13 protein-coding genes and 1 pseudogene are annotated in these 15,210 nt (G+C 70.1%); 3 read left to right on the plus strand and 11 right to left on the minus strand.

Annotated features, from left to right (window positions below; all coding sequences use genetic code 11):
* Nucleotides 1–32 precede the first annotated feature (32 nt).
* Nucleotides 33–3,449, minus strand: a pseudogene (locus ELI80_RS08250) (indolepyruvate ferredoxin oxidoreductase family protein).
* A gap of 134 nt (nucleotides 3,450–3,583) precedes the next feature.
* On the opposite strand from ELI80_RS08250, the gene ELI80_RS08255 reads away from it, so the two are divergent.
* From ELI80_RS08255 to paaI, 3 genes are all read left to right on the plus strand, one after another.
* Entirely contained in the window at nucleotides 3,584–4,027 is a 444-nt protein-coding gene (locus ELI80_RS08255; RefSeq protein ID WP_136650619.1) for an Lrp/AsnC family transcriptional regulator, read from the plus strand.
* A gap of 100 nt (nucleotides 4,028–4,127) precedes the next feature.
* Nucleotides 4,128–4,919 carry a 2-(1,2-epoxy-1,2-dihydrophenyl)acetyl-CoA isomerase PaaG gene (gene paaG / locus ELI80_RS08260; protein ID WP_136650620.1) on the plus strand — a complete coding sequence of 264 codons (792 nt, stop codon included), beginning with the start codon at nucleotides 4,128–4,130 and terminating at the stop codon, nucleotides 4,917–4,919.
* A 19-nt stretch (nucleotides 4,920–4,938) separates the two neighbouring features.
* Entirely contained in the window at nucleotides 4,939–5,385 is a 447-nt protein-coding gene (paaI, locus tag ELI80_RS08265) for a hydroxyphenylacetyl-CoA thioesterase PaaI (protein WP_136650775.1), read from the plus strand.
* Nucleotides 5,386–5,426: 41 nt separating this feature from the next.
* On the opposite strand, the gene paaE is transcribed toward paaI, so the two are convergent.
* The 10 genes from paaE to ELI80_RS08315 form a co-directional block, all read right to left on the minus strand.
* Complete coding sequence (paaE, locus tag ELI80_RS08270) at nucleotides 5,427–6,503, minus strand: 1,2-phenylacetyl-CoA epoxidase subunit PaaE (RefSeq protein WP_136650621.1); 1,077 nt, start codon at nucleotides 6,501–6,503, stop codon at nucleotides 5,427–5,429.
* Nucleotides 6,504–6,521: 18 nt separating this feature from the next.
* Nucleotides 6,522–7,043 carry a 1,2-phenylacetyl-CoA epoxidase subunit PaaD gene (gene paaD / locus ELI80_RS08275; protein ID WP_136650776.1) on the minus strand — a complete coding sequence of 174 codons (522 nt, stop codon included), beginning with the start codon at nucleotides 7,041–7,043 and terminating at the stop codon, nucleotides 6,522–6,524.
* A 2-nt stretch (nucleotides 7,044–7,045) separates the two neighbouring features.
* Nucleotides 7,046–7,906, minus strand: a complete 861-nt coding sequence (paaC, locus tag ELI80_RS08280; RefSeq protein ID WP_136650622.1) for a 1,2-phenylacetyl-CoA epoxidase subunit PaaC — start codon at nucleotides 7,904–7,906, stop codon at nucleotides 7,046–7,048.
* The gene (paaB, locus tag ELI80_RS08285; protein ID WP_136650623.1) at nucleotides 7,906–8,193 is read right to left on the minus strand and encodes a 1,2-phenylacetyl-CoA epoxidase subunit PaaB; all 288 of its coding nucleotides are present in this window, start codon (nucleotides 8,191–8,193) and stop codon (nucleotides 7,906–7,908) included. The genes paaC and paaB overlap by 1 nt, the downstream gene beginning before the upstream one ends.
* A gap of 11 nt (nucleotides 8,194–8,204) precedes the next feature.
* Complete coding sequence (gene paaA / locus ELI80_RS08290; protein ID WP_136650624.1) at nucleotides 8,205–9,200, minus strand: 1,2-phenylacetyl-CoA epoxidase subunit PaaA; 996 nt, start codon at nucleotides 9,198–9,200, stop codon at nucleotides 8,205–8,207.
* 90 nt (nucleotides 9,201–9,290) lie between these two features.
* Nucleotides 9,291–10,163 (minus strand): PaaX family transcriptional regulator, encoded by an 873-nt coding sequence (locus tag ELI80_RS08295; protein WP_136650625.1) that lies wholly within the window; start codon nucleotides 10,161–10,163, stop codon nucleotides 9,291–9,293.
* A 111-nt stretch (nucleotides 10,164–10,274) separates the two neighbouring features.
* Nucleotides 10,275–10,526, minus strand: coding sequence for a DUF333 domain-containing protein (locus ELI80_RS08300; RefSeq protein WP_136650626.1), 252 nt, complete (start codon nucleotides 10,524–10,526; stop codon nucleotides 10,275–10,277).
* A gap of 82 nt (nucleotides 10,527–10,608) precedes the next feature.
* The gene (gene dnaE / locus ELI80_RS08305; RefSeq protein WP_136650627.1) at nucleotides 10,609–14,103 is read right to left on the minus strand and encodes a DNA polymerase III subunit alpha; all 3,495 of its coding nucleotides are present in this window, start codon (nucleotides 14,101–14,103) and stop codon (nucleotides 10,609–10,611) included.
* Nucleotides 14,104–14,166: 63 nt separating this feature from the next.
* Nucleotides 14,167–14,640, minus strand: a complete 474-nt coding sequence (dps, locus tag ELI80_RS08310) for a DNA starvation/stationary phase protection protein Dps (protein ID WP_136650628.1) — start codon at nucleotides 14,638–14,640, stop codon at nucleotides 14,167–14,169.
* A gap of 170 nt (nucleotides 14,641–14,810) precedes the next feature.
* Entirely contained in the window at nucleotides 14,811–15,047 is a 237-nt protein-coding gene (locus tag ELI80_RS08315) for an acyl carrier protein (RefSeq protein ID WP_136650629.1), read from the minus strand.
* Nucleotides 15,048–15,210: the final 163 nt, after the last annotated feature.

A 15,210-nucleotide genomic window follows, 5' to 3' on the forward strand; every position in this document is an offset into this window, starting at 1 on the left:
CCGGCGCGATCAGGCGCCGGCCCTTTTCGTCGTCAGCCCAGCAGCGCCGCCATCTCGGCCCGCGCGCGGTCGGCGGCCTTGTGCCGCACCGGGCCGTAGCCGCGGATGTCCTGCGGCAGCGAGACGGCCTTCATCGCCACGTCCGGGCCAAGCGCGGCCGCGTCGCGCTCGACCCGGTCCAGGACGCCCTCGAACCACGCCAGCAGGTCGCGGTCGAGCTTGCGGTCGGCGGTCCGCGCAAAGGGGTCGAGGAATGTCCCGCGCAGCCTCTTCATGCGTGCCAGCGCCTTCATCCCGCGCCCCATCCACGGCCCGAACGACCGCTTCAGCGGCCGCCCGCGCGCGTCGGTGCCTGCGGGCAGCATCGGCGGGGCGAGGTGGTAGCGGACGGTGTAGTCGCCCTCGAACCGGCTCGCGATCTCGGCCTCGAAGGCGGGGTCGGCGAACAGGCGGCCGACCTCGTATTCGTCCTTGAAGGCCATCAGCCGGAACAGCGACTTCGCGGCCGCGGCGACGGTGTCGTCCGACCCCGCGGGCAGCGCGGCGCGAAAACGTGCGATCCGGTCCGTGAAGCGGCGGGCATAGGCCGCGTCCTGGTAGCCGGTCAGGAACGTCGCGCGGTGGGCGATCAACTCGTCCAGCGTCAGCGGCGCGGGGGGCGCATCGTCACGCAGATGCGCGTCGAGTGCCGCCGGATCGGCCGCCAGCACCCGGCCGATGTCGAAGGCCATGCCGTTCTTCTGGACCGCGACGCCGTTCAGCAGGATCGCCTGCTTCAGCGCGACTTCGCTTACCGGGATCAGCCCCATCTGCCACGCCGCGCCCATCAGGATGATGTTGGCGAAGACCGCATCCCCCATCAGCCGTTCCGATGCGACGTTCGCGTCGAAGCCCAGCACGTTCCCGTCGCCCACCGTGCGGCGGATCAGCGCCTCGCGGCCCGCAATCCTCAGGTCCGCGTCGCGGTGCAGGACCAGGTCCCCGGTCGGCATCTCGGCCCGGTTCAGGACGATGCGGGTGCCGTCGCGATAATGGATCGACGCCTTGGGCGAGGAACACACCACCGCGTCGCAGCCGATCACCGCGTCGGCGTGGCCGCGCTCGATCCGGACCTGGTTGATCGCATCGGGCGTGCGGCCGATGCGGACATAGCCCAGCACGGTCCCGAACTTCTGCGCGAATCCGGTGAAGTCGAGGACGCTCGACCCCTTTCCTTCCAGATGCGCGGCCATGGTGATGAGATGGCTCACCGTCACGACCCCGGTGCCGCCGACGCCCGCCACCAGCAGGTCGAACGGCCGGGCGAGGTCCGGCACCGCCGGATGCGGCAGGGCGCGGCGCAGCGCGTCGATGTCGAGGCCGGCGGGGGCGGGCTTCCTGCGGCTGCCGCCCTCGATCGTGACGAAGCTGGGACAGAAGCCGTTCAGGCAGGTGAAGTCCTTGTTGCAGCTGGACAGGTTGATCCGCCGCTTGCGGCCCAGCGGGGTTTCCACCGGCTCGACGCTGAGGCAGTTCGATTCGACCGAGCAGTCGCCGCAGCCTTCGCAGACGAGGTTGTTGATCATCGCGAAGCGCGCCGGATCCTCCATCCTGCCGCGCTTGCGGCGGCGGCGCTTTTCGGTGGCGCAGGTCTGTTCGTAGATCAGGATCGTGACGCCCGGGATGTCGCGCAGTTCGCGCTGGACCGCGTCCAGATCGGCGCGCGGGTGCAGCGTCGTGCCGGGGGGCAAGTCGCGCAGGTCGAACTTCCCGGGCGCGTCCGACACCAGCGCGATCCGGTCGATTCCTTCCGCCCGGCAGCTGTGGGCGATGCCCGCGACGCTGACCGGCCCGTCCACCGACTGCCCGCCGGTCATCGCCACCGCGTCGTTGTAGAGGATCTTGTAGGTGATGTTCGCGCCCGCCGCGACCGCCTGCCGGATCGCGAGCGAGCCGGAGTGGTACCACGTCCCGTCGCCGAGGTTCTGGAAGACGTGCTTGCCGCCGTTCCAGCGCTGGCCGACCGCCACCGGCACGCCCTCGGCCCCCATCTGCGCGAACCCGATCTCGCTTCGGCCCATCCAGCCCGACATGACGTGGCAGCCGATGCCGCTGGCCGCCACCGATCCGTCCGGCACCCTGGTCGAGGTGTTGTGCGGGCAGCCCGAGCAGAAATAGGGTGTCCGCGACGCGCCGGGCACCTGAAGCAGCGGCGCGGGCGTGTCCGTCAGCGCGCGGGCGCGGTCTTCCAGCCCCTCGTCCGGGAAGAACCGCCCCAGCCGTTCGGCCAGCACCGACACCAGCATCAGCGGCGCAAGCTCGCCCGTCCAGGGCAGCAGCGGGTCGCCCGCGGCGCGGTGCTTGCCGACCATCTTCCTGGGCTTCGCGCCCGGCCAGTCGTAGAAGTATTCCTTGAACTGGCTTTCGATGATGCCGCGCTTTTCCTCGATCACCAGCACCTCTTCCTTGCCGGTGACGAAGGCGAGCGCGTCGCGGCGCGCCAGCGGCCAGACCATGCCGACCTTGTAGATGTCGATCCCGAGCCGGCGGCAGGCGTCGTCGTCGAGGCCGAGCAGCCGCAGCGCCTCCATCGTGTCGAGATGCGCCTTGCCGGTGGTGACGATGCCGAAATGCGCGTCCGGCAGGTCGTAGATGCGGCGGTCGATCGGGTTCGCCTCGACGAACGCCTCGACCGCGCGCAGCTTGTCCTCGATCCGCGTCTCGATCAGGGGGCTGGGCGGATCGGTGCGGCGGACGTGCATCCCGCCATCGGGGCCGGTGAAGTCGGGCGCGACGAAGATGCGGTCGGAAGGAAGCTCGACCGACTGCCCGGCCTCGACGGTTTCCGAAATCGCCTTGAACCCCACCCACGCACCCGAAAAGCGCGACAACGCGAAGCCGTATTCGCCGAATTCGAGGTATTCGCGGATGGATGCCGGGTTCAGCGTCGGCATGAACCACGCCATGAACGCCACGTCCGACTGGTGCGGCATCGACGACGACACGCAGCCGTGGTCATCGCCCGCGACCACCAGGATTCCCCCCTTCGGCGACGAGCCGTAGGCATTCCCGTGCTTGAGAGCGTCGCCGGACCGGTCCACGCCCGGGCCCTTGCCGTACCACATGGAAAACACGCCCTCGACCGAGCAGTCGGGGTCCAGCGCCGCCTGCTGCGCGCCCAAGACGGCGGTGGCGCCCAGATCCTCGTTCACGGCGGGCAGGAACTCGATCCGGTCGGCCTTCAGGCGCTCGCCGATGCGCCACAGTTCCTGGTCCAGCCCGCCCAGCGGCGATCCGCGATAGCCCGACACGAACCCCGCGGTGTTCAGCCCCGCCTTCCGGTCGCGCCGCGCCTAGTCCAGCATCACCCGGACCAGCGCCTGCGTGCCGGTCAGGAAGACGCGCCCGTCCTCGCGGTCGTAGCGGTCCGACAGCTGGTAGGTCGCGAAACTTGCGTCGTGGCGGGTCATGGCTGGTCCCCTTCCATCACCGGTGCGGCTGTCGCCAGTCTGATCCCGTCCATCTGAAATGTTTGCCCAATCGGATGGCGCGGGCGGCAGATCCGGGATAATCCTGCCGCTGATCGGCAGCTTTGTGGAACGTCATGCCAGTCGAGGACGGGATCGACCAACGGCTCATCGCGGCGCTGCGCGAGGATGCCCGCATCCCGAACACCGACCTTGCCGCGCGGATGGGCCTGTCGGCGTCGTCCTGCTGGCGCCGGGTCCGGGCGCTGGAGGAACGCGGCGCGATCCGCCGCTACACCGTCGACGTGGACGACGCGGCGATGGGGCTGGGGTTCAAGGCCATCGTCCACGTCCAGATGACCCGCCACGACCGCGGGCTGGTCAAGGACTTCGTGCGGATGATCCGCACCAAGGACGAGGTGCGGGCCTGCTACGCCACCACCGGCGGCTCGGACTACCACCTCCACGTCGTCTGCCTTGACCTCGACGCCTACAACCGCTTTCTCGAGGACTTCCTGTTCACCATCCCCGCCGTCGCCAGCGCGCAGACGCACCTGGTCCTGAGAACGATCAAGGACTAGCGCGCCGACCCGCCCCCTTGCGCGATCATTGACCCCCCCGCCCGCGCATGCATCATCGACCCGCCGGGCGGGAACCCGCGACAGGCACCAGGGGGGATCAATGACGACATCGGAAACCGTGCTGGCGGCCTTGGACGACGGCGTCCTGACGCTGACGCTCAACCGCCCGGACAAGCTCAACGCCTTCACCGACGACATGCACCGGATCCTGCGGGCGCAGATGGAACGGGCGCGCGACGACCGCGCGATCCGCACGGTGCTGCTGACCGGCGCGGGCCGGGCCTTCTGCGCCGGGCAGGACCTCGGCGACCGCGACCCGCGCAAGGGCGCCAGGGTGGACCTGGGCCGCACGCTCGACACGTCCTACAACCCCCTGTTGCGGCTGATCCGGTCGCTCGAGAAGCCCGTGATCTGCGCCGTGAACGGGGTGGCGGCGGGCGCGGGCGCGAACGTCGCCTTCGCCTGCGACATCGTGCTGGCGGCGAAGTCCGCGCGCTTCATTCAGGCGTTCTCGAAGATCGGGCTGGTCCCCGACGCGGGGGGCAGCTGGACGCTGACCCGCATCCTGGGCGAGCCGCGCGCCAAGGCGCTCACCATGACGGCCGAGCCCCTGGCCGCCCAGACCGCCGCCGACTGGGGGCTGATCTGGAAGGCCGTGGACGACGACGCGCTGATGGACGAGGCAACGGCGCTCGCCCGCAAGCTCGCGGGCGGGGCCACGCTGGGGCTGGGGATGACCAAGCGGCTGATCCAGGAAGCGCAGGACAACGACTTCGACGCCCATCTCGACCGCGAGCGCGACCTGCAGCGGCAGGCGGGCGAAAGCGCCGACTATGCCGAGGGGGTCGCCGCCTTCCTCGACAAGCGCCCGCCGAACTTCCGCGGCGCCTGAGATGGACGATCCCGCCGCCATGACCCCGGCTGACCTGGCCCAGGCCTGCGCCCGCGCGATGTGGCGGAACGACCACGCATCGCAGGGGCTGGGGATGGAGCTCGTTCACGTGGCGCCCGGCGAGGCGACGGTCGCCATGACGCTGACCCGCGCGATGACCAACGGGCAAGGGAACGCGCATGGCGGCTTCCTGTTCGCGCTGGCCGACAGCGCCTTTGCCTTCGCCTGCAACACCTACAACCAGATGACAGTGGCGCAGCACTGCTCGGTCACCTACGTCGCGCCCGGCCGGCTGGGCGACCGCCTGACCGCCACCGCGCGCGAGGTAACGCGCAAGGGCCGGTCGGGCATCTACGACGTGCGCGTGACGCGCGACGACGACGGCGCGACCATCGCCGAGTTCCGCGGCCATTCCCGCACCATCGACCGCACCTTCCTGCCCGCCGCGCCGGGGGACGCCGGATGAAGGATCTCGTCCCTTGCGCGAGGTAGTCGCCGATCGGCATCTCATTCGTCATAGCTGAGCACCAGCCGGTCCGAGAGCGGGATGCACTGGCACGACAGGACGTAGCCCGCGCGGACCTCGTAGTCCTCCAGCGCGTGGTTCACCTCCATCTCGACCTCGCCTTCCAGCACCCGGGCGCGGCAGGTCGAACAGACCCCGGCCTTGCAGGAATAGGGCGCGTCCATGCGGTGGGCGATGGCCGCGTCGAGGACGGAGGTGCCGTCCTTGGGCATCCGGAACGTCCGCGTGGCACCGTCGAGCGTGACGGAGACCTCGCAGGCATGGGCCGCGGCCTCGGCCGCGCGGGACGCGGCCTGGGCTTTCGCGCGGCCGGGCTGGCTCGATGCGAACAGCTCGAACCTGATCTGCTCGTCTGCAAGCCCGTGCCGGCGCAGGCCGTCGGCGATGGTCAGCATCATCGGCTCGGGCCCGCAGATGAAGGCTGTGTCCACGCTTTCGGCGTCGATCCACAAGCGGAACAGCAAGTCCATCTTTTCCGCGTCGATCCGGCCGGTGAACAGCTCGATCTCCTGCCCCTCGCTTTCGAGGATGTGGACGATGGACAGGCGGCCGAGGTGAAGGTTCTTCAGGTCCTCCAGCTCTTCGCGGAACATGATCGAGCCGGTCTGGCGGTTCGCATAGACCAGCGTGAAGCTGGACTTGGGCTCGCGCGAAAGAACCGTCTTGATGATCGACAGCAGCGGCGTGATCCCGGACCCGCCGGCGAAGCCGAGGTAGCTCCGCGCCCTTCCCGGCTCAAGCGGCGTGTGGAAGCGGCCCTGCGGCGGCATGGCGTCGAGCGTGTCGCCGGGGCGCAGCGTCTCGTTCGCCCAGGTCGAGAACGCGCCGCCCTCGACCCGCTTGATGCCGACGCGCAGGCAGCCTTCGTCCAGCCCCGCGCAGATCGAATAGGACCGGCGCAGCTCGTCGCCGTCGAAGTCGCGGCGGAAGGTGAGGTACTGGCCCTGCGTGAACGCGAACGCCGCCGCGTCCTCGGGCCGCGGGCGCAGGGTCAGGACAACGGCGTCGCGCGTTTCGCGGCGGATGTCGGTCACTTCGAGGGGGTGGAAGCGGGGCATGGCGGTTCTCGGCGCCTCTCAGTGGCACTTGAAATAGTCGAACGGCTCGAGGCAGTCGGTGCAGCGGTAGCTGGCCTTGCAGGGGGTCGATCCGAACTGGCTGACCCGCTCGGTCGCGCCCGATCCGCAGCGGGGGCAGGCGACGGCGAGGTTCGACCGTCCCGACAGCCGCGCCGCGCGGGCGGCGGTGCCGCCGTCGGACGCGGTGCCGTCGATCGGCGGGGCGATGCCGTAGGCGCGCAGCTTCTCGCGCCCCGCCTGCGTCACCCAGTCGGTCGTCCACGGCGGCGACAGGCGGCGTTCCAGCCGCAGATGCTCGATCCCGCGGGCGCGCAGCGTTTCCTCGATGGCAAGGTCGATGACGGCGGTGGCGGGGCAGCCGGAATAGGTCGGCGTCACCGCGACGACCAGCGTCCCGTCCTGCCAGCGCACGTCGCGAATGATGCCGAGGTCGGTGACGGACACGACCGGGATCTCGGGGTCCGGCACCTCGGCCAGCCAGTCCCAGACCTGCGCCGTCGATGGCGGCACCGCCTGCATCGTCACCAGCTTGCGCCGGGATAGGCGCGCTGCAGGAACTGCATGGGCGCGAGGATATAGCCCAGATGCTCGGTGTGCCGGCCCTGCTTGCCGCCCAGGTGCACGTCGAAGCGGACCTCGGGGCGCGTCAGCGTCGCCTCGGCCAGCACCTCGTCCACGATGCGCTGCCAGTCGGGCTTCAGGTCGGCCAGCGCGGGCGCGATCCCCGCCGCAGCCACAGCCTCGTCCACGGCGTCGGCGGCGAACAGCTCGCCCGCATAGGGCCACAGCCGGTCCAGCGCATCCTGCATCCGGGCGTGGCTTTCCCCGGTCCCGTCGCCCAGGCGCACCACGAGGTCCGAGGACCGTTCCAGGTGGTAGCTGACTTCCTTCAGCGCCTTGGCCGCGATCCCGGCCACCCGCGGGCTGGTGGAGGTCGCAAGGCCCTTCAGCATCCCGAAGGCCCAGGCGTCGAACAGGAACTGCCGCACCAGCGTCACGGCCATGTCGCCGTTCGGCAGCTCGACCAGCTTCACGTTGCGGAACTTCAGCGTGTCGCGAAGAAAGGCGAGATCGTCCGCTGACCGCCCCTGCCCCTCGACCTCGGCCGCGAGGCCCAGCCACAGCTGCGCGTGGCCGATCAGGTCCAGCGCCGTGTTGGCAAGGGCGATGTCTTCTTCCAGCGCGGGGCCGTGGCCGCACCATTCCGACAGGCGGTGGCCCAGGATCAGGGCGTTGTCGCCCATGCGGCAGAGCCAGTCGAAGAACGCGGGCCGCAGCGCCAGGTCGGCGACATGCGGATCGTGCGGGTGCGGCTGCGCGTCGGCGGCGGCCCGGGCCAGCGCCATGACGTCGGGCGTCCCCATGTCGGGCAGCGACGGCATCACATGTGGCCCACGTCGTCGGGAATGTCGTAGAAGGTCGGGTGCCGGTAGACCTTGCTTTCCGCCGGGTCGAACAGCGGCCCCTTGTCGGACGGGCTCGATGCCGCGATGTCCAACGACCGCACCACCCAGATCGAGACGCCTTCATTGCGCCGCGTATAGACGTCGCGGGCGTTGTTGATCGCCATTCCCGCGTCGGGCGCGTGCAGGCTGCCGACGTGGCGGTGATTGAGCCCGTGCTGGCCGCGGATGAACACCTCCCAGAGCGGCCATTCCTTCCTGGTCATCGCCGCCCCCTTCATTCGGCCGCGAGCGCGGCGGCCGCGCGGCGGGCGGCGGCCTTCCCGGCATAGGCGTTCAGCCCGTCGCGGAACCACGCCCCGTTCTCCCACGCGTCCCGCCGCGCCTGCAGCCGCTCGGCGTTGCACGGGCCGTTGCCCTTCAGCACCTCGAAGAACTCCTCCCAGTCGGGATCGGCGAAGTCGTAATGCCCGCGCTCGGCATTCCAGACGCAGGTTTCGTCGGGGACGGTCAGGCCCAGGTAGTCCGCCTGCGGCACCGTCTCGTCCACGAACTTCTGGCGCAGCTCGTCGTTGGTGTTCATCTTGATCCGCCACGCCATCGACCGGGCGGAGTGGACCGAGTCCTTGTCGGACGGGCCGAACATCATCAGCGCCGATCCCCAGAAGCGGTTCAGCGCGTCCTGCGCCATCTCCTTCTGCTCGGGCGTGCCTTGCGCCATCTTCATCATGATCGCGTAGCCCTGGCGCTGGTGGAAGCTTTCCTCCTTGCAGATGCGGACCATCGCGCGGGCGTAGGGCCCGTACGAGGTGCGCTGCAGCGGCACCTGGTTCATGATCGCGGCACCGTCCACCAGCCAGCCGACCGCGCCCATGTCGGCCCAAGTGAGCGTGGGGTAGTTGAAGATCGAGCTGTATTTCATCGCGCCGGAATGCAGCTTCTCGAACAGCTCGTCGCGGCTCACGCCCAGCGTCTCGGCCGCGCTGTAGAGGTAGAGCCCGTGCCCCGCCTCGTCCTGCACCTTGGCCAGCAGGATCGCCTTGCGTTCCAGCGTGGGCGCGCGGGTGATCCAGTTGCCTTCGGGCAGCTGGCCCACGATCTCGCTGTGGGCGTGCTGGCCCATCTGGCGGATCAGCGTCTTGCGGTAGTCGTCGGGCATCCAGTCGCGCGGCTCGATCTTCTCGCCGCGGTCGATGCGGTCCTGGAAGGCGCGCTCCTCGGGCGACATCTCGGCGGCCGCCGTGCCTTCGGACTTCACCATCTGCGCGTACATGGCCCGCGTCCTCCCCTGAACCCGACGGGGGTCACTATAGGGCAGGACACGTCACGAGAAAAGCACGAACTGCGGATTCCCTGTGACGCTTCAGATCGCCGCCCGCATCGCGGCCGCGCGGCGTTCGGTTTCGGGCGTCGCCTGCGGCAGCAGGCCGGCCGCATCGGCGAAGTTGCGGCCGACGAAGCGGTCGGCGGCGGGCGACAGGTCCAGGTAGATGCGGCGGAAGACCGCGCAGGCGCGCCCGCCCGGCCAGTCGGGCCCGAGCGCGTCCGCGGGCAGGCGCGGATCGGCCAGCGCGGCGTGGCGGTATTCGTCGATCAGCCGCAGCCGCAGCGCCAGCGCGTCCTCGTCGGTCAGCATCCCGGCCAGACCCGCCGCCGCGAGCCGGGCGAAACGATCGACGAAGGCGCGGTAGCTGCGCGCGACCTCGGCCAGCGGCCAGTGCTGCGCGGCAAAGGCCGGCAGCGCCTCCAGCCCGGCGATCCCGTGCGCGGCCAGCACCGCGCCCCCGGGCGTCGGCAGGCCGTCGCGCCGGGGCGCGATCATCACCTGCGGGCTCAGCAAAACCCAGCCGTCCGGCAACGCCGCGCCGGGCGGCGCCAGCGCGACCAGCCAGCCCTGCGGCGGGGGCGGCGGCGCGAAGATGATGCGCGACGCCTGGCGGAACTCCTCCTGCGCGGGGGCGGACAGGCGGTAGAAGCTGCGCCGCCCGATCCGCTCGCCCACCAGCCGCCCCGCCCCCACGAGGCGCGAGACGGCGGTGCGGACAAGGCTTTCGCTGATCCCGTGCCGCGCGCAGCTGTCGATCAGGGTGGCCATCGCCAGCGTGCCCCCGCGCGGCTCGACCACGTCGCCGTAGATCGTGACGATGAACGACGCGGCGCGCGGCGCGGTCGCGGCGAGAAGCGCGCGGACCGCCCCCTGCGACGGGGGCTGGTGGATCTGCGGGGTGACGGTCATCGGCTGGCGCGGCCCTCGGGCGGGTTGCGGGCGCGGCGCAGGGCGCGCTGCCCGTGAATGGGGTCGAAGCCCGGCACAGCCCGGGCTGTTCCGGCAAGGAAGACGCTCGCCTCAGAGGTCGTTGTGGCTGTTGACGAGATCCGCGGTGCTGACCGTGCGCCCGTCGGGAAGGCGACACAGATCGGCGCGGCGGCCGCCCGCGACGCGCTGGACGACCGAGCCGCCGAGACCGCTGCAATAAAGCGCCGCGGGATCGACGAGGGCGCCGTTCGCCGTTCCGCCGGTGGATGCCGTGCGGGTCGGGGCCGGGGCCGGGCCGCAGGCGGCGAGCATCAGGACAAGCAGGGGCAGCAGGCGGGTCATCGACGATCTTTCCTTCCGCGGTTGTCACGACACAGTGCCAAGCGGCGCCTGCGCGGGCAACCGCCCAGATCGGAGTCCGCCCCTATTCCTCGGTGACGTCGATCACGCCCTCGACCGCGCGCAGCGCCTGCCGCATCTTCGGGGTGACGGGCACGTTCTGCCCGACCTCGATGTCGTAGACTGCCGTCCCCTCGCGCACCCGCATCAGCAGCGGCCCGCGCCCCCGGGACGAGGCGCTGATCTCGCCGCTGACGACCCGCAGCCGGTCCAGCACCGCGACGGCCGTGGCCGGGTCGGCGATTTCCACCGCGAGCTTGCCCGAGCCTGCGTCCGCCACCGCGTCCTCAAGCCGCTGGGCCGCCCGCGCGAGCATCTTCACCTGCTCGCCCGAAGGCTCGACGTTGACCGTCAGCAGCACGTTCTCGCCCGGCTCCAGGTGCTGGCGGGCGGCGTCGAGAAGGTCCGAGAACACCGTGACCTCGTAAAGCCCGCTCGGATCGGACAGCGTGACAAAGGCGTAGCGGGTGCCCTTGGCGGACTTCTTCTCGGCCCGCGCGGCGACCGTGCCCGCGATCTGCGCGACCAGCGGGCCGCCCAGCGAGGCGGCCTGCACCTCGGCCAGCGTCATCGCGCCCTTGCGCTTCAGCGCGGGCAGGTAGTCGTCGAGCGGATGCCCGGACAGGTAGAAGCCGATCGCGGCGCGTTCCTCGGCCAGCTTCTCGGCCGGCATCCAGACCGACGCGAGCGCGGGGCGCGGGGGCGGCAGGTCCTCGCCGCCGCCGAAAAGCGAGGACTGGCTGGACCGCGCCGCGTCCTGCACCGCCGTGGACCACGCCACCAGCGCGTCAAGCGACTTCAGCACCCGCGCGCGGTTCGCATCCAGCTCGTCAAAGGCGCCCGCGCGGGCCAGCATCTCGAGCGCGCGCTTGCCCACCTGGCGCAGCGGCACCCGGCGGGCGAAGTCGGTGAGGTCGCGGAACGGGCGGTCGCCGCGCGCCGCGACCAGCGTCCTCATCGCTTCAACCCCCACGTTCTTCAGCGCGCCGAGCGCATAGACGATCCGCCCCTGATCCACGCTGAACATCGGCTGCGAGCGGTTGACCGAGGGCGGGATCACCTCGATCCCCATCTTGTCCACCTCGCGGCGATAGATGGCCAGCTTGTCGGTCAGGTGGATGTCGCAGTTCATGACGGCGGCCATGAACTCGACCGGGTGGTTCGCCTTGAGCCACGCGGTCTGGTAGCTGACGACCGCGTAGGCGGCGGCGTGCGACTTGTTGAAGCCGTAGTTGGCGAACTTCTCCAGCAGGTCGAAGACCTCGCCCGCCTTCTTCTCGTCCACGCCCTGCGCCTTCGAACCCTCGACGAACTTCGGCCGCTCCTTCGCCATTTCCTCGGCGATCTTCTTGCCCATCGCGCGGCGCAGGAGGTCGGCGCCGCCAAGGCTGTAGCCGGCCATGACCTGCGCGATCTGCATCACCTGTTCCTGGTAGACGATGATGCCCTGCGTTTCCGCCAGGATGTGGTCGATGCTGGGATGGATCGATTCCAGCGGCTGCAGCCCGTTCTTCACCCGGCAATAGGTCGGGATGTTCTCCATCGGGCCCGGCCGGTACAGGGCGACCAGCGCGACGATGTCCTCGATGCAGGTGGGCCGCATCTGCCGCAGCGCGTCCATCATCCCCGAGCTTTCGACCTGGAACACCGCGACCGTCCGCGCGGCGGCGAACAGGCGGTAGCTCGCCTCGTCGTCCAGGGGGATCGCGTTGATCTCGTCGATGGCCGCTTCCGGCGGGTCGTAAAGCTGCCGCCCGTCGGCCGCGATGTGCAGGTGCCGCCCGCCCGCGCGGATCAGGTCCACCGCGTTCTGGATCACGGTCAGCGTCTTGAGGCCGAGGAAGTCGAACTTCACCAGCCCCGCCTGTTCCACCCACTTCATGTTGAACTGCGTCGCCGGCATGTCGCTGCCGGGGTCGCGATACAGCGGCACCAGCTGGTCCAGCGGCCGGTCGCCGATCACGACGCCCGCCGCGTGGGTCGAGGCGTTGCGGTACAGCCCCTCGACCTTGGCGGCGTAGTCGAGCATCCGGGCTACGTTCTCCTCGGCGTCGCGGGCCTCGCGCAGGCGCGGCTCGTCGGCAAGCGCCTTGGTGATGCTGACGGGCTTGACCCCTTCCAGCGGGATCATCTTCGACAGCTTGTCGCGCTGGGAAAAGCCCATGCCCAGCACCCGGCCCACGTCGTGGACCGCGGCCTTGGACAGGAGCGCGCCGAAGGTGATGATCTGGCCCACCTTCTCGCGGCCGTATTTCTGGCAGACGTAGTCGATCACCTCCTCGCGCCGGTCCATGCAGAAGTCGATGTCGAAGTCGGGCATCGAGACGCGCTCGGGGTTCAGGAACCGCTCGAACAGGAGGCTGTAGCGCAGGGGATCGAGGTCGGTGATCGTCAGCGCGTAGGCGACGAGGCTGCCCGCGCCCGAGCCGCGGCCGGGGCCGACCGGGATCCCGTTCTGCTTGGCCCACTTGATGAAGTCGGCGACGATCAGGAAGTAGCCGGGGAAGCCCATCTGCTCGATGATGCCCAGCTCGAACTCCAGCCGCGCAACGTAGTCCTCGACGCTGACGGCGTGGGGGATGACGGCGAGCCGCGCCTCGAGCCCGGCGCGCGCCTGCCGGCGCAGTTCTTCCACCTCGTCGTCGGCGAAGCGCGGCAGGATCGGCTTGTGCCTGGCGACCGCGAAGGCGCAGCGGCGGGCGATCTCGACGGTGTTTTCCACCGCCTCGGGCAGGTCCGCGAACAGCATCGCCATGTCGCGGGCGGACTTGAAGTGGTGCTGCGAGGTCAGGCGGCGGCGGGGGCCGGGCTGGTCCACCATCGCCCGCTCGCGGATGCAGATCAGCGCGTCGTGGGCGCCGAACATCTCGGGCTTGGGGAAATACACGTCGTTGGTGGCCACGAGCGGCAGGCCCATGTCGTAGGCGATGTCGATCATCGGCCCCTCGGACGCGGCCTCGGCCGGCATCGGCTGGCCGTTGTCCTGGGTGTGGCGCTGCAGCTCGACATAGAGCCGGTCGCCGAAGATCCCGTGCAGCGCGGCGGCATGGGCGCGCGCGTCGTCGAGCTTTCCCGCCGCCGCAAGCTGCCCCAGCGGGCCGGTCGCCCCGCCGCTGAGGCAGATCAGCCCGGCCGAGTGGCGGGCCAGCTCCTCCATCGTAAGGTGCGGCGCGTCCTTGACCGGCGTGACGTACAGGCACGTCGAGAGCGCCATCAGGTTCATCCATCCGCCCTGGTCCTGCGCCAGCAGGACGACCGGGCCGCAGGCGGGCCCCGCGTCCAGCGTGACCTGGCAGCCGACGATGGGCTGAACGCCCTCGTCCATCGCCTTGACCGAAAACTCCAGCGCCGCGAACAGCGCGTTGGTGTCGGTCAGCGCGACGGCAGGCATTCCGTTCGCGGCGGCGAGGCCCGCGAGCTTCTTGACCGGGATCGCGCCTTCCAGAAGCGAATGCTCGGAATGGCAGCGCAGGTGGATGAAGCGCGGCTCGGAATCGGGGGATGGGTCGGGGGACGGCATGGCCGGGAAGATAGCCCCCCGGCCCGGCCGTTGCAAAGCGGGCGCCGTCCCGACCCGCCGTTCTCAGTCCAGGTGGCTCTGCAGGAACCACAGGTCCTTGTCGGCCTGGCGCGAGGCCTCGGTCAGCACGTCGGCCGTCGAGGCGTCGCCCGCGTCGTCGGTGGTGTCGATGGCGGCGCGCACCCGCTCGCCATAGCTGCGGAAGCGGTCGGTGATCTCGCGCAGGTGGTCCGCCACGCTGGTCAGGTCGGTGGGATAGGGCTTCAGGCGGGTCGCCCGCGCCACTTCCTCGACCGTGCCGACGGCCACGCCGTCGAGTTGCTGGATCCTCTCGGCCATGTTGTCGATCTGCGGGTCCAGCCGGTCCTTCACCTCGTCCAGCAGCTCGTGGACGGCGATGAAGTTCGGCCCCTTCACGTTCCAGTGCGCCTGCTTCAGCGCGAGCGACAGCGAGGTGCCGTCGGCCATGCACGCCTGCAGTTCGGTGATGGCGGTCTTGCGCGCGTTGTCCTTGAGGCCCTGAAGGTTCACGGACATGGGTTCTCTCCTGTTGCTGTGGGTCGCGGGCACAACCGGCCGGCATGGCAGGAGGTTCCGGCGCGCAAGGCGCCCCTGCACGGGGCGCAAGATCGGCGTGGAGGGGCCGGAAACGACAACGGCGCCCCTTTCGGGACGCCGTGCGGCCATTCGCTTCGTCGGTTCGCCAATCAGGCGGTCGCGCCCGAGATGAACTTCACCGCATCGCCGAAGGTCTGGATCGTCTCGGCGGCGTCGTCCGGGATCTCGATCCCGAATTCTTCCTCGAACGCCATGACCAGCTCGACGGTGTCCAGCGAGTCGGCGCCCAGGTCGTCGATGAACGACGCGTTCTCGGTCACCTTTTCCTCGTCGACGCCCAGGTGCTCGACAACGATCTTCTTCACGCGATCAGAGATGTCGCTCATGTTTCATCCTCAGTTGCGGGCATCCGCCCAGTGTTGCCGGCAGTCACCGACGACAGCCGCGGGCGGTTCCCCTGCGGCCTTGATCCGGGGTATAGCAACGGCCGCGCTTTCTGCAACTGCTTTCCCGCCCGCCTTGCGCCGTCTCGCCACGGCCCGCAAGGCG

Origin of the sequence: Paracoccus aeridis (assembly GCF_004923205.2) — a bacterium.
In the GTDB taxonomy this organism is placed as follows: Bacteria; Pseudomonadota; Alphaproteobacteria; order Rhodobacterales; family Rhodobacteraceae; genus Paracoccus; species Paracoccus aeridis.